Source organism: Sphingomonas sp. BL-S-28 (assembly GCF_055521515.1).
Genome location: NZ_CM145483.1, coordinates 542,164 through 554,692 on the forward strand (window position 1 = coordinate 542,164; position 12,529 = coordinate 554,692).

General features: G+C 63.6%; 10 protein-coding genes. 5 read left to right on the forward strand and 5 right to left on the reverse strand.

Annotated features, from left to right (window positions below):
* Positions 1-22: 22 nt before the first annotated feature.
* Both ACZ1JC_RS02325 and ACZ1JC_RS02330 read left to right on the forward strand, forming a co-directional pair.
* Entirely contained in the window at positions 23-1,366 is a 1,344-nt protein-coding gene (locus tag ACZ1JC_RS02325) for an O-antigen ligase family protein (protein ID WP_465139513.1), read from the forward strand.
* Positions 1,367-1,477: 111 nt separating this feature from the next.
* The gene (locus ACZ1JC_RS02330; protein WP_465139512.1) at positions 1,478-2,515 is read left to right on the forward strand and encodes a hypothetical protein; all 1,038 of its coding nucleotides are present in this window, start codon (positions 1,478-1,480) and stop codon (positions 2,513-2,515) included.
* Here the strand turns inward: ACZ1JC_RS02330 and ACZ1JC_RS02335 are convergent.
* The gene (locus ACZ1JC_RS02335; RefSeq protein WP_465139511.1) at positions 2,512-3,624 is read right to left on the reverse strand and encodes a glycosyltransferase family 4 protein; all 1,113 of its coding nucleotides are present in this window, start codon (positions 3,622-3,624) and stop codon (positions 2,512-2,514) included. The two genes, ACZ1JC_RS02330 and ACZ1JC_RS02335, sit on opposite strands and share 4 nt — an antisense overlap.
* A gap of 264 nt (positions 3,625-3,888) precedes the next feature.
* Here ACZ1JC_RS02335 and ACZ1JC_RS02340 point away from each other — a divergent pair, with 264 nt between their 5' ends.
* From ACZ1JC_RS02340 to ACZ1JC_RS02350, 3 genes are all read left to right on the forward strand, one after another.
* On the forward strand, positions 3,889-4,938 hold the full coding sequence (locus ACZ1JC_RS02340) for a glycosyltransferase family protein (RefSeq protein ID WP_465139510.1): 1,050 nt from the start codon (positions 3,889-3,891) through the stop codon (positions 4,936-4,938).
* Positions 4,939-4,971: 33 nt separating this feature from the next.
* A complete protein-coding gene (locus tag ACZ1JC_RS02345) occupies positions 4,972-7,194 on the forward strand; it encodes a GumC family protein (protein ID WP_465139509.1) in 2,223 nt (740 codons plus the stop codon).
* Between the two features lie 106 nt (positions 7,195-7,300).
* Complete coding sequence (locus ACZ1JC_RS02350) at positions 7,301-8,275, forward strand: hypothetical protein (RefSeq protein WP_465139508.1); 975 nt, start codon at positions 7,301-7,303, stop codon at positions 8,273-8,275.
* A gap of 71 nt (positions 8,276-8,346) precedes the next feature.
* Here the strand turns inward: ACZ1JC_RS02350 and ACZ1JC_RS02355 are convergent, their stop codons facing one another.
* The 4 genes from ACZ1JC_RS02355 to ACZ1JC_RS02370 all read right to left on the reverse strand — a co-directional run bounded on the left by ACZ1JC_RS02355 (position 8,347) and on the right by ACZ1JC_RS02370 (position 12,509).
* Positions 8,347-9,237 carry a hypothetical protein gene (locus tag ACZ1JC_RS02355; protein WP_465139507.1) on the reverse strand — a complete coding sequence of 297 codons (891 nt, stop codon included), beginning with the start codon at positions 9,235-9,237 and terminating at the stop codon, positions 8,347-8,349.
* A 143-nt stretch (positions 9,238-9,380) separates the two neighbouring features.
* Positions 9,381-9,728, reverse strand: coding sequence for a hypothetical protein (locus tag ACZ1JC_RS02360; protein ID WP_465139506.1), 348 nt, complete (start codon positions 9,726-9,728; stop codon positions 9,381-9,383).
* Between the two features lie 148 nt (positions 9,729-9,876).
* The gene (locus ACZ1JC_RS02365) at positions 9,877-10,914 is read right to left on the reverse strand and encodes a Rieske 2Fe-2S domain-containing protein (RefSeq protein ID WP_465139505.1); all 1,038 of its coding nucleotides are present in this window, start codon (positions 10,912-10,914) and stop codon (positions 9,877-9,879) included.
* Positions 10,915-11,111: 197 nt separating this feature from the next.
* Positions 11,112-12,509 (reverse strand): MFS transporter, encoded by a 1,398-nt coding sequence (locus ACZ1JC_RS02370; RefSeq protein WP_465139504.1) that lies wholly within the window; start codon positions 12,507-12,509, stop codon positions 11,112-11,114.
* Between the last annotated feature and the right edge of the window lie 20 nt (positions 12,510-12,529).

The window sequence follows — 12,529 nt, forward strand, 5'->3', positions numbered from 1 at the left end:
CCCGCCGCGAGGAGATGCCGCCGTGCTATCGCTGACCGCAGGCAGCCCGCCGCTTCCGGCCTTCATCGTCCTGCCGGTGCTGATGGCCTATCTGGCACTGATGCTGGTCGTCGCCAGACGGGCGAGCGCCTCCACGGGGTTTCTGGTCATCACTTTCGCCGTGCGCCTGGCGATGTCCGCACAGCCGCGCTTTTCGTTCTCGTCCTCGCCCGCCGGGCTCAGCTGGAACGCGCTGGCGTCGGTGCTGGTGGTGCTGGTCGGACTCCTGCTGCTGCGCCGATCGCGCGCCGTGCCGCTGGTTCTGGTGCCGCTTGCACCGCTGTCGCTGGTGGTCCTTGCCAGCCTGCTGCTGAACAAGGACGTGTCCGGCGGCATCGAAAGCTTCGTAAAGTACGCCTACCTCGCCACGATCATCCTGACCGCCTACGATGCCTTCGTGGTGGATGGCCCGGGCAAAGTGCTGTCGCGCCTGCTGTGCACCTTCACACTGCCGCTGACGCTGCAGGCGGCCAGTATCGTGCTTCACGTGGCCAAGGCCACCGAAAGCGATGGATCGACGTCCTACATCGGCGGGTACAACCATGAGGCCAGCTTCTCGATCATCCTGCTGACAGGACTGCTGGCCGGGCTGCTGCATCCAACGCTGCGTTCCCGCTACAAGCTGGCGGTTGCGGCGGTCTGCGTGGGGGGCATTCTGGCGGCGAACTACCGCACCGCGATCGTCGCGGCGGGTCCGCTGCTGCTGGGCCTGCTGCTGGCGTCGGCCATGGCTGCCGTGCCGACAAGACAGCGTGGTCTGGCCGGGATCCTCGGTTGTCTGCTGATCCTGTCAGCCGTTCCGATCATCCCGCACCTTGCCGGCGACCGGTTCGATACGATCACCACGCTGGCCTCCGAACCCGAAGTGCTGACCAAGACGCCCGACGAATTCCGCAAGCTGGACCGGGCGATCATGTCCGGCCGGCTCTATTTGTGGAGCCAGTATATCGACGCGTGGCGCCATGGCAGCAAACGGCAGCACGTGCTGGGGTATGGCGCCAATTCGTGGGAGGGGCGCTATCGCTACTATGCCCACAACACACTGGTCTCCACGCTTTACGAACTGGGCACGCTGGGCGTGGCGGCAATGCTGCTGCTGTGGGTGTGGATGCTGGGCATCGCCCTTTCCACCTCCGGCCCGACCCGCATTACGCTGGTTCTGGCGCACCTGGGCTTCATCGTGCTCAACATGGCGACGATGCCGCTCTGGATGATCGAAGGGCTGTTGTTCTACGGCCTATTATGCGGCTTCACGGTCTATACGCGGCTCAATCGGCCCGCTCCGGAACGCCCCGTCGCAAATGCGCTTCGCCCCCGCCCGGTTTGATCGCTGCGGTCATGATCTTTTCGCCGGGATGGCAAATCATGCGGGAGACTTTCCTGCCCACTGCCGTTTTGATTGGGCGAGCCGCATTTTCGTGACTTTGCGAGGACGGTGATGATGAAAACTGTCAGTCTGGCGCTTCCGTTACTGCTGGTTGGCCCGGCAGTGGGCTCGCAGGGCGGCGGCGAACCGCGGCCCGCGCCGCTGGCGATGTCGGTAGTCGGCCTGGCCTCCACCGCCGCCGGGGCAACAACATTCCGGATGCCGTCCATCGCCAAGCCGGCAGTGGCAACGTCCTCTTGTCCGGTTCGCTCGACAATCCGCCTCACCGCCAGCACGCCGCCGCTGAAATCTATCTGCGCATCGGACGGCAAGATCCTCGTCAACGGCAGCAATGCGCAGGGTTTCGCGATGACCGACGTCATCACCCGCAATTACGGCCCGGTGATGCGCGGCGTGAATGTGCCCGACTTGCGCGTGGAGCGCGTGTCCGCCACCGGCGCGCGGGTAGACCCCACGCTGGGACTGGGCCTCGTCAATATCAGCAGCGGCATCGGCCATGCCGTGTTCCGCGATGTGGTGTGGATCGGCGACACCAAATCCCCCGCGATCAACGGCGACGATGCCTGGGGCGCAATCACGCTGAAGGGCAAGAACGCCAAGGATTTCGGCACGTTCGAGGTCACGAACTTCGATTTCCAGAATCTGTACATGGCGCCCGGCAGTCACTATCGCAACGTGGACGGGATCTCGACCGAGAAGGGCTTTTCCGGCACGATTTCCAACGGCCGGGTGATGAATGCCAGCGACGCCTGTCTGGACATCAAGGGCGCAGTTACCGTCAACAACGTCTACCTCTCCGGCTGCCGCGAAGGGCTGAAGACGTGGCAGAGCCAGCATCACGGCCTGATCGAACTGGGCACCAACAGTTTCGCCGGGATCATCGGCAAGGGCAGTTCGTCCGAAACGCGCACGATAGAGATCGAGGTGCTGATAGCTTCCGGCAACCCCGCCATCCCGCTGTTCGTGGCCGAAGATGGCAAGGTCATCCTGCATATCGGCCGCCTGGTCGCCAAATCGAACCAGGTCCTGAAAGGCAGCGGCAGCTATTCCGGATCGCAGGTGATCGTCGATCAGCGGATCACCAATTAGGGCACAAGCTCATCATAGATCGCCATGACGCGGTCGGTATGCCGCCGCGCGCTCAGCATATCGCGGGCGTTTTGGCGCGCTTGCGACAGGCGGACCGGATCGTAATCGCGCAACCCCTGCAGCACCGCTTCGGCAAAGCGGTCCGGACCGGCATCACGCGGGACCAGCAGGCCGCCCCCGAAGCGGCGCCCCGTCTCGCCGAGCCCGGCATCGTCAGTGGCGACATAGGGCACGCCCAGCATCAGTGCCTCCAGCGGCGTGCGGCCCAGCGGCTCCTCGACAGCGGTGATCGCCAACATGTCCAGCATCGCGATATTGTCTTCCACCGGCAGGCGAAAACCGGCGAAGATCACGCGCCCGGCGATGCCCAGCGATGCGGCGTGGCGTTCCAGTTCCTCCTGCGTCTCGTCCACTTCCCGCCCGAAGATCACGAACGAGGCGTCGGGCCGGCGCTCCAGCAGGGCCTTGCCCATTTCCAGGAAATAGCGCGGCCGCTTGCGATGCGCGAAGTTGCCGACGAAGCCGATCAACGGCCCTCCTCCCCCCGCGACCGGATAGTCGCGGGCGAAAGCATCGCGCAGCGCAGGCACGTCCTGCCCGTTCGCCAGTTCGAAGGGGTTGTCCACCAAGGTGGAGCGGCGCGCGAGCCAGCCCGGCAAGCGCTGCTCCACGGCCTGCGAAATGCAGATGATGCGATGCGCCATGGCCATGACCGCCAGATTGGGCGGCACCGTCCGGTTGAACGCGCGGTTGTGATAGATCACGGGCAAGCCCCGCATGCGCGCCGCCGGGCCCCAGCTCTGCAGCGCGGAGAGATCGTTGTTGTGCACCACGGTTCCGGCCGGTTGGCGCGAAAGCAAGCGCAGGCGGCCGGGCAGCAGTCTGGCCTCCGCCAGCACGCCATGGCGGAAAGCCGGTTTCTCGGGAAGCGGCCAGACGGTGAACCCCCGTTCCCGTGCAACGTCGCAGATAAGGCTGCCCGCCGGGGCGGCGACAACGACCTCCACCCCATGATCGCGCTGGAGCGTCTCCCCCAGCGTGAACGAAGATACGTGGCTGCCCCCGATCTTGGCATTGGTGAAGGGAAAGATCACCCTGCTCACCGGCATCGCGCTGGTTCCTTACACTTAGGAGTCCGTTTGAAAAATGCCCGCAGGGGCATTTTTGAGGCGGCACCGGCCCTCTCCCCCACCCTACCACCCGCAGGATACTACCGATGGGTGGTAGGGTGGGGGAGAGGGCCGGTGCCGCAAAATTCGCATTTCGCGAATTTTCAAACAGTCTCTTACGAGTCATTGTGCAGTGCAACCAGAACCCCTATCCAGTGCAATTAGGTATAAGCGCCTGATGGCACAGCGACGAGGCAGATGCCGATGGCCGTGATCTGGTCGTTCCCCGGAGAGGAAAATCGGCGGAGCAATCCCTATACCTCCACCTTGATCGGCGAATTGCGCAAGTTGGGCCATACCGCCTACTCGCCCGGTTGGCCTGCCCGCATGCTGAGCCGATGTGACATCATCCACCTGCACTGGCCGCAGAAGGTCGTGCAGGACAGCCTGTTGCTCAGCCTGCGTTCGATCGGCCTCTGGCTTGGATTTCTTGCACTGCAAAAGGCAAGAGGCGCCCACATCGTCTGGACGGTGCATAATGTTGCATCGCACGAAGCCGTACGTCCGCGACTCGAACGCTGGTGGATGTCACGGTTGCTGGGTCTTTTGGACGGTGTGCACGCTCTTTCGGATACCAGCCTGCGCGAGGCGCGGGCCATCTATCCCGCAATTGCGAAAAAGGCCTGTCTGGTCGCACCGCACTGGACCTATGACGGCGCCTATCCCTCCGCCGAACATGACGCCCGGACGACACGATCAATCGCCTTTCTGGGGGATCTGAAAGCCTATAAGGGGCTGGACGTGCTGCTAGCGGCAATGGAAGCGGCCGAGCCGGACCAGCGGCGCTATCTGGTGCACGGTCTGCCCGCGGACGGGATTGACCCTGCCGCGCTGAAGGATCGTCTGCACGCGCTCCAGCGCCGCGGATGGCAGCTGGAATTCGTGTTGCAGCGGCTGAGCGAGCAGGAAATGGCCGATCGGCTGGCCCAGGCGGGCCTGCTGGTCCTGCCCTACCACAGCGGAGAGAACAGCGGCCTTGCCGTGCTGGCGGCCGAACGCGGCACGCCCTTGCTGGTATCGTCCCTGCCCGCTTTCGAGCCGCTTTTGGAAGAACTGGGCCCCCCGCGCGTCACGGAGATATCCGCCCCCCTCACCCATGCGCAAATCGCCGATGCTTTCGACAGTGCAAGAGGCGTCATGGGAACGATCGACGGGCAATTCATGGCCCGCCGCGCGCCCGCTCGGATCGTGCGGGAGATTTCGAATTACTACCTGTTTCTCATGGATCAATCGCCCGGTTCTACCTCAAGATAGCCCCGGCGTTCCCCGGCCCAGGAGCTTGCGGACTTGCATTTCGGTTCCCAGCAACTCGATCCCCATTCTGCGCGCGACTCCGCGCGTGAGCGCGCGCGCGAACCCCGGCTCTCCCACGACGCCGGCCCTGCGGCCGAAGGGAAAGGCACCGCGTCCGCCACCGGCCAGAGCGACAAGGTGATAGACCTGGCCTGGATGGCCACGCTGGCCTGGCGGTACAAATGGGTCATGCTGGGCGTGATTGCCGCAATCATGGCGGTGACCATGCTGGCCTACATGCTGGCGCAGAAGGTCTACGACGCCAACGTGATCCTCGCGCTGGATCGCAACGACCAGCAGATCGTGCGGACGGAGCAGAGCGACCGGGATAACGTGATCGATTCGCCCGCCGTCGATACCGAAGTTCAGGTTCTGAGTTCCCCCGAAATCGCGCAGGCCGCCGTCGAACGGGCCAAGCTCAACACCAATCCCGCCTTCCTCCACGCCAAGGCCCGCGATGCCACCGGGCCGATTTCCGTCGAGGCGGCGGCCAACCTGGTCCGCTCAAGCCTGACGGTGGAGCGCAAGGGGCTGTCCTACGCGATCAACCTCGCCTTCAGTTCCAACAACCCGCAAGTGTCCGCCATGGTCGCCAATGCCGTGGCCGATGCCTACGTCGGCGGCCAAGTGCAGGCCGCACAGGCCGCGCGGACGGTAGACATCCAGATGCTCCGCACCCGGCTGGATCAGCTGCGCGGCGATGTGCAGAAGGCCGAGGCTGACGTTGCCAGCTACAAGGCCAGTGCCAACCTCGTCAGTTCCAGCAACGACAATACGATCGGGCAGCAGGAACTCTCCACGCTGAATACCGAACTGGCCTCGGCCAAGGGCGATCTTGCCGCCGCACAGGGCCGGGCCAGTGCCAATGCCGGCGAAAGCGGCTCGATCGTCAACTCCAGCCCGGTGATCGCCGACTTGCGCAGCAAGGTGGCCACGCTGGAACAGAAGTTGGCGCAGCAGTCCGCCACGCTGGGCCCCAACCACCCCGACCGTATGCGGACGGAGGCGGAACTGGCCTCAACCCGCGCCTCGCTCAACCGCGAGATTGCACGTGCGAGCGCCGGCGTAAATCAGGACATCCGCGTCGCCAGCCAGCGCGTCGGCGCGATCCAGAGCGTGATGGGCGGAACGCAGGGCCGCCTGGTGGCCGGCAACAATGCCTCGGTTCGCCTGGCCGAACTGGACCGCGTGGCGGAAAGTTCCCGCCAGCTCTACCAGACCTTCCTTGACCGCTATCGCGTCGAACTGGCCACGCGCGGCACGGAAAAGAGCAAGGCCGACATCATTTCGCGCGCGCAGCCGCCCACGCTGCCCACTTCGCCCGATATTCTGGTCTATCTGCTGGCCGGCCTGATCGCAGGGATAATCGCCGCAGTGGTGCTGGCACTGCTGCTGGAATGGCGTGAGCGCGGCATCCGCACCCGCACCGAAGCGGAGGAGTTCACCGGCTTCAAGGTCATCAGCAGCCTGCCCGATATCGGCACCATGGACGAGCCCGACTTCCGCAAGGGCGAATTGCTCTCGGTGCCCGATTTCCTGATCAAGAACCGCGAATCCCCGTTCTCGGAATCGGTCCGCGCGATCTGGACGGCCTTGCGCATCGGCCAGAAAGGCCAGTTGGCGCGAACCGTGGGCCTCACCTCCTCGATCCCGGACGAAGGCAAGACCAGCACCGCCATCGCACTCGCCCGGTCTGCCGCTTTGGCAGGACGCCGGACGCTGCTTGTGGACTGCGACTTCCGCCGTCTGGGCACCACACTCGCGCTGGGCCTGTCCGGCAGGTCCGGACTGGTGGAAGTGCTGTCGGGCCATGCCCGCCTGGACGACGTGATCCTGACGGATCCGGCCTCCGGCGCGCATGTGCTGCCGCTCAATACCTCCGGCGCCGGCAATTTCGACATCGTCCAGTCCGATGCAACCGTGGCGCTGCTGGAAAGCTGCAAGCAACGCTACGACCTGATCGTGCTGGACATCGCCCCGGCCATTCCGGTGGCGGAAGCGCGCGCCGTCGCTGCCATGGCTGACGCCGTGCTGATGGTCGTGCGCTGGCGCACGACCCCGCGCAGCGTGATCAAGACGGCACTGCGCGAACTGGAAAGGGCAGAGGCACACATCTTCGGCGTGGTGCTGACCCAGGTCGATACCCGCTCCGCCGCTGTGCTGGGCGAGGAAATGGCCTATTATCAATACTACTACAGCCGGACTGCGACGACCTGAACGGCGCCCTTTGGAGCGATATGCGTTCAACGCCCGCTTGTTTTGCTGTCAGCAATTACGGCATAACCTAAAGCGGTCGTTAGCGAAGTTGGCTTAGGCTTTGGGAATGTCCAAAGCTTCTCAAGCATATCTGTGGGTACCAGAACACGGTCCGGATCATTCAGCGCTTGATCGAATGTCCCGCGCTTCTTCTGCACCAACTAAACCGATGGGCGAAGCCTGGTTCATGGGATCGGAGCGAAAGAAGTATCGCCAACTTTTCGATCTAGATGCGGCATCCGACGACGACGTTACGCACGCGCTCGGAGAAATAATTTCCGGAACGAGTGCCTTCGGTCCGAGCGACGAATGGCTGCAATGGTATCACTACCTATTACCGCGTCTTATTGCGCGTAATTGGATCACGACCCATTATCAGCCTGCCGAGGCTTTAATAACGGCGTTCATAATACAACATCGACTGGAAAGCGATGATACGCTGCCGTATTCAGGTTATCGCGAAGATGTTCTGGCTACACTTGGCCGCTATATCATGTCGCCCCGCTTCTGGCCCGGCGGTGAATTCGATGCGGAGAATTGCCTAAGCAAATGGAAGGGCCCGAATGGGCTAGCCGGTTGGCGTAGCGCCGGAAATTTGCTTTCCGCTTCTCTTTTCCTGTGCATCAGATATTTGCCTATCAGTTCGATTGATCCTTGGTTCCGTTCGGTAATCGCCATTCCCAATCCATATTGGCAGATCCAGGTCATGACATGGCTGGTAGGTGCTTATCCGTTGCTGTCGGGTGAGATTGAACAGCCCAGTGAGCTAGCAAGACAGGACTCATTTGCAATCGACTGGGATTGGTCTCATTCGCTGAACGGGCATTATTCAGGAAATTATGATCGACCTATATTGCGAATGCGATTTCTACCCCCCGAAAGTTGCGTCGCTGTCCTGAGAATTGCCTGCGACATAGACGCGCAGCCTCTGTTCGAGGACGTCTGGACAGACCCAAAATTGTATGAGCTTGCTTCTGAAGCTAGTGAAATGCCGAATTGCTTCGAGCAGCTTTTCCAAGGGGATCGTTCGATCAAGCTATGACTTCAAGGACCGCATTGCGAAAATGTCCGAACTTCTTCGCATGACGGATCAGCGTCACATACTATGACGCCTCACTCGGCTCCGCTGTCAGAGGCGGCGGCCGGAACGGCGTGCACGCTAGGTTGCCCCGTATCGGCGCCCTCTTCGCCCGCCAGTTCGGTGGCAAGGTCATAGCCGAAGAACGCCAGCACCTCTTCGGCTCCGGAAAGCTCATCCACCACCATTTCGCGCTCGTGCTCGGTCAGCTGGCGCGCGGTGTCGGGGGTGGTTCGCGTCATGCCGGGCGGTAAGGCTTGGACTCCGCTCACCAGCGTCAGCGGAGCGAGGCCAAAGGCTTCCGCGATCGCATCGGGGCGCTGGCAGAACGCCTCGTAAGACAGGCAGGGATAGCCATGGTCCCGCGCGGCCTGCATCAGCAACCGGCTGCGCCACAGCCAGATCCGTGCGAGATGGCGCACCACCAGCGGACGGCGAGCGCCGTGGTATTCCTTGTACAGGTAGCGGCGGACTTGCGCCGCCACATTGGCCACCGGCCCGCGATTGTTCACCACCACGCGGTGATCGGGGAAGTATTCGAGGAGTTGCCGATGCCGGACAAGGTTCGCGGGGCTCTTTTCCAGCCAGTACCCGTAGCGCCCTTCAGGATCGGCCTCGGCAATGCGGGCGCTCCACGCGCCCATCACGGCTTCGTAATCGACGAATTTCTCAGGCCACCAGCGGTCGCTGTCCATCAGCCCCTTGATCAGGCGCTGCCCTTCGAAACTGTGGTGCAGCCCGCCGATGTCGCTGCGCTGGCTGAGATACCAGGCGATATCGGCAGAGCCCGATCCGGCGGGGTTGAGCAGGAAAAGAAAGGGTTTGTCGATGCGTTTGGCCCGTGCTCGCGGCCAGTAGGGACGCTCGTCCAACTGGTCGAGTTCGTAGCCGAGCGGCTTGAGAAGCTTGTTGATGCGTGCCTTCATCGATCCCGGTCGACGGTTTCATCCCGTCTGGCAGGATAGCCCCAGCAGGCACGATCGCCCCTGCTATTGCGAGAAGCGCGCCATCTCTTTCGCGGTAATGGCGTCTTGCGGCCCGCCTCAGGGCGCGGTTTGGGAACGCATTTTCAGGCCGCGGCGACCGCTTCCACCCGAAACAGCGTGTCGGTGATCGACCGCATCTTGAACTGCAGGCGGGCGCCTGCTTCCACCGCGCCGGTCAGCGCCGCCACACGCGCTGGCGGCAGCGTCAGGTCGATCTCGATCCGGTCCTCATAGATCCGGCCGCTGCCCATGATCTGCGGATCCCGGAATGCCGTGCCCGGCGGGTTCAGGAACACGGTAACGTCCACGCCCGCCCGGATCAGGCCATTGCCGGCGGCATCGTCCATCACCCGGCCATCGATCCGCGCCGGCGACATCCGCAGGACGGCGACCTCCAGATCGGGACGATGCATCTGCCCGGCATTCTTCATGTTCTGGTTCTTGGGGCCCCGTGCGAGAATTGCACCACCACTGTCGCAGCAAGTGCAATTCCTTCGCCTAGCAAGCCCGGCAGGAACGAGAAAGTCCCTTCTTCACAATAATGTTCGCGGGCACGGAGGGCAGGCAGGGACGCCCGATTCAGCCTGCCGCCATCGCTGCGCCCACCTTCGCCTCGCCCAATTCGGCTTCGGCACGCCGCAACTGCATCAGTCGCCGTCGGGCCCGGATGGCCCCGGCATCGGTTTCCAGGATCGCCGGACGCGCCGCCCAGAAATCCTGCTCCCCCAGCGCTTCCTGCGCCGCCTCGATCATCGGCTCGTCCTCGTCCACGAAGACCTGACGGGCCAGCGCCTCGGCTTCCGGTGTCGCTTCGTGGTCGTAGAAGTAATGGCTGCTGGTGCGCGTTTCCGGCGTAATGATATGCGGATTGACCATCATCGGCACCAGCATTTCGCCGCGGTCGGTCCCGGCTCTGGAAAGCCCCACCGTCAATGCCATCGCGGCCGGCGCGTGCCAGCGCATGTGCAGCCATTGATCCACCTGCTCGCCCTCGTTCAGCATGGGCGACGCCCACATCGGCGGCTTGACGGCTTCCATGTCCCAATTGTTCCAGATCGCCCCGCTCTCGTCGGTGAGCACCGATTGCCGACCGGAGAAGATGGAACCGTTCACGCCGAAGCTGGTAACATGCAGGAACTCCGCATGAGTCAGGTCCATCAGGTTGTCCGTCACCAGTTCGTAGTTACCCTGGATGACAAGGCGGCTGCGCTGCATGCCCTGCCGGTCGACGAAGGCAAAGTCGGGGATCAGGGCGGGGTCGGCGCGGTCGGGATTGCCGGGCCAGAACCACAAGCCGCGATGGCGATGGACCACCGGCATCGTCCGCGCGCGAACATGGGCGGGCGGGGATGCCGGAAAGGGATTGTGCACGCAGGCGCCGGTCCTGTCGAAGCCAAGCCCGTGGTAGGGGCAATGGATGACGTCTTCCTGCAATCGCCCCTTGCTCAGCGGCACGAAGCGATGCGGGCAGCGGTCGGCCAGCATCGCATATGTTCCATCGGACAGGCTGGCGATCAGCCACTTTTCGTCAAGCAAAGTGCGGGACAACATGCCGGTTTGCGGCACTTCATGGTCCCAGGCGGCAAGATACCAGAGATTGCGGACGTAATCGGCCATGGTCTTCTCCCAATCGCTGACGAGGGAGACGGGCCGATGTGTTCACACGTTGCGCCGCCACCCCCGAAAGGGTCGTCCCGAAGGACAAAGCGGCCCGCAGCATGAAGGCGCGACCGGATGAGGCAGCGCCGACTTCCCAAGCGGAGAAACTCCGCTACCAGGCTCAGCCCGAACTCTAAATAGAATGGAAATTCCAGTCAAGCATCATGCTCAGGAAACAAGGGCGCGGGCAGCCGGAGCGCGAGCGCAAAGCAAAGCAGCATCAATCCTTCGATCGCGGCGATGGCAGGAAAGATCGCGCCCACTTTCCCTGTCGGCGCGCCCGCGAAAAAGGCGGTTCCGACCACCGCGATGCCCAGTGCCATGCCCAGTTCCTGCACCGTCTTGATCAGTCCGCTGGCCGCGCCGGCGTGGCTGCGGTCCACGCGTGCAAGGATCACGGGGGTTAGCGGGCCGCTGGTCATGCCCATGCCCGTCCCCGCCAGTGCAAGGCAGGGCAGCGCCCACCAGAACGGCACGCCGCTTTCGATCCATAGCAGCGTCCCGCCCGCGAACAGGGCCATCAGCGCAATACCGCCGACCAGCACCCATTTGCCGTGGCTGGTCACCAGTTTTCGGCCGAGGAAGGCGATCCCCAGCATGACGCCCGCGCTGAATGGAATATGCAGCAGGCCGGTTTCCAGTGGCGAAAACCCCAGCAACTTCTGCGCACCGAAAGCGAAGACGAACAGGAACCCGCCGGTCGCCGCACCGAAGGCCAGCGCGATGGTGAGCCCGATGGAAAACTGGCGCTGGTGGAACAGTTCAGGCGCGAAAAGCGTCGCCATCCCGTCCTTGGCGCGCCGAGCGGTCCGTTTCCAGACCCACGCCAGCAGCATCGGGGCGGCGATCAGCAGGGCCACATGCCACGGCTGCCAGCCCAGATCGTGCCCGCGCACCAAGGGGTAGAGCAGCGCGGCCATCGACGCGCCGAACAGCACCGTGCCGCCCCCGTCGATGCCGCGCGCAGTGGCCGAGCGCGATGCCGGGAGCAGTCGCCAAGCCACTATCACGGCCGCCACCCCCACCGGCACATTGATCAGGAACACGCTGCGCCAACCAAGGTCGAACAAGTTCGCATGGATCAAGACGCCGCCGATGATCGGCCCGCAGATTGCCGAAAGGCCGCCGATCACCCCCACCCACGCCAGCTTTGCCACGCGTTCGAGCGGCTCGAACAGCACCTGAATGAGCGCCATGACCTGCGGCGCCATCATCGCGCCGGCGGCCCCCTGCAATACGCGCGCAGCGATCAACTGGTCCGGACTGCCCGAGAGTCCGCAAAGCATCGACGCGAAAGTGAATCCCGCCACGCCGCCGATGAACAGACGGTTGTAGCCGAAGGCATCGCCGAGTCGCCCGCCCAGCATCAGCAGCAGTGCAAAGGCCAGCGAATAGCCCGCCGCCACCCACTGCGCCTGCGCCGCCGCGGCGCCGAAGTCCCGCTCGATCACCGGCAGCGCGGTATTGACGATGGTTACATCGACGATCTCCAGAACCAGCGCCACCATCAAGGTCAGGTAGGCGAGCGACTTCTGCCGATCTGTCAGGTCCATCGGGAACGCCGGCGAGGCAA

Excerpts from the sequence above, each read along its gene's own strand:
- ACZ1JC_RS02365 (WP_465139505.1), bottom strand. The coding sequence starts at position 10,914 with ATGGCCGATTACGTCCGCAATCTCTGGTATCTTGCCGCCTGGGACCAT.
- ACZ1JC_RS02355 (WP_465139507.1), bottom strand. The coding sequence starts at position 9,237 with ATGAAGGCACGCATCAACAAGCTTCTCAAGCCGCTCGGCTACGAACTC.
- ACZ1JC_RS02340 (WP_465139510.1), top strand. The coding sequence starts at position 3,889 with ATGGCCGTGATCTGGTCGTTCCCCGGAGAGGAAAATCGGCGGAGCAAT.
- ACZ1JC_RS02350 (WP_465139508.1), top strand. The coding sequence starts at position 7,301 with ATGTCCAAAGCTTCTCAAGCATATCTGTGGGTACCAGAACACGGTCCG.
- ACZ1JC_RS02335 (WP_465139511.1), bottom strand. The coding sequence starts at position 3,624 with ATGCCGGTGAGCAGGGTGATCTTTCCCTTCACCAATGCCAAGATCGGG.
- ACZ1JC_RS02360 (WP_465139506.1), bottom strand. The coding sequence starts at position 9,728 with ATGAAGAATGCCGGGCAGATGCATCGTCCCGATCTGGAGGTCGCCGTC.
- ACZ1JC_RS02330 (WP_465139512.1), top strand. The coding sequence starts at position 1,478 with ATGATGAAAACTGTCAGTCTGGCGCTTCCGTTACTGCTGGTTGGCCCG.
- ACZ1JC_RS02370 (WP_465139504.1), bottom strand. The coding sequence starts at position 12,509 with ATGGACCTGACAGATCGGCAGAAGTCGCTCGCCTACCTGACCTTGATG.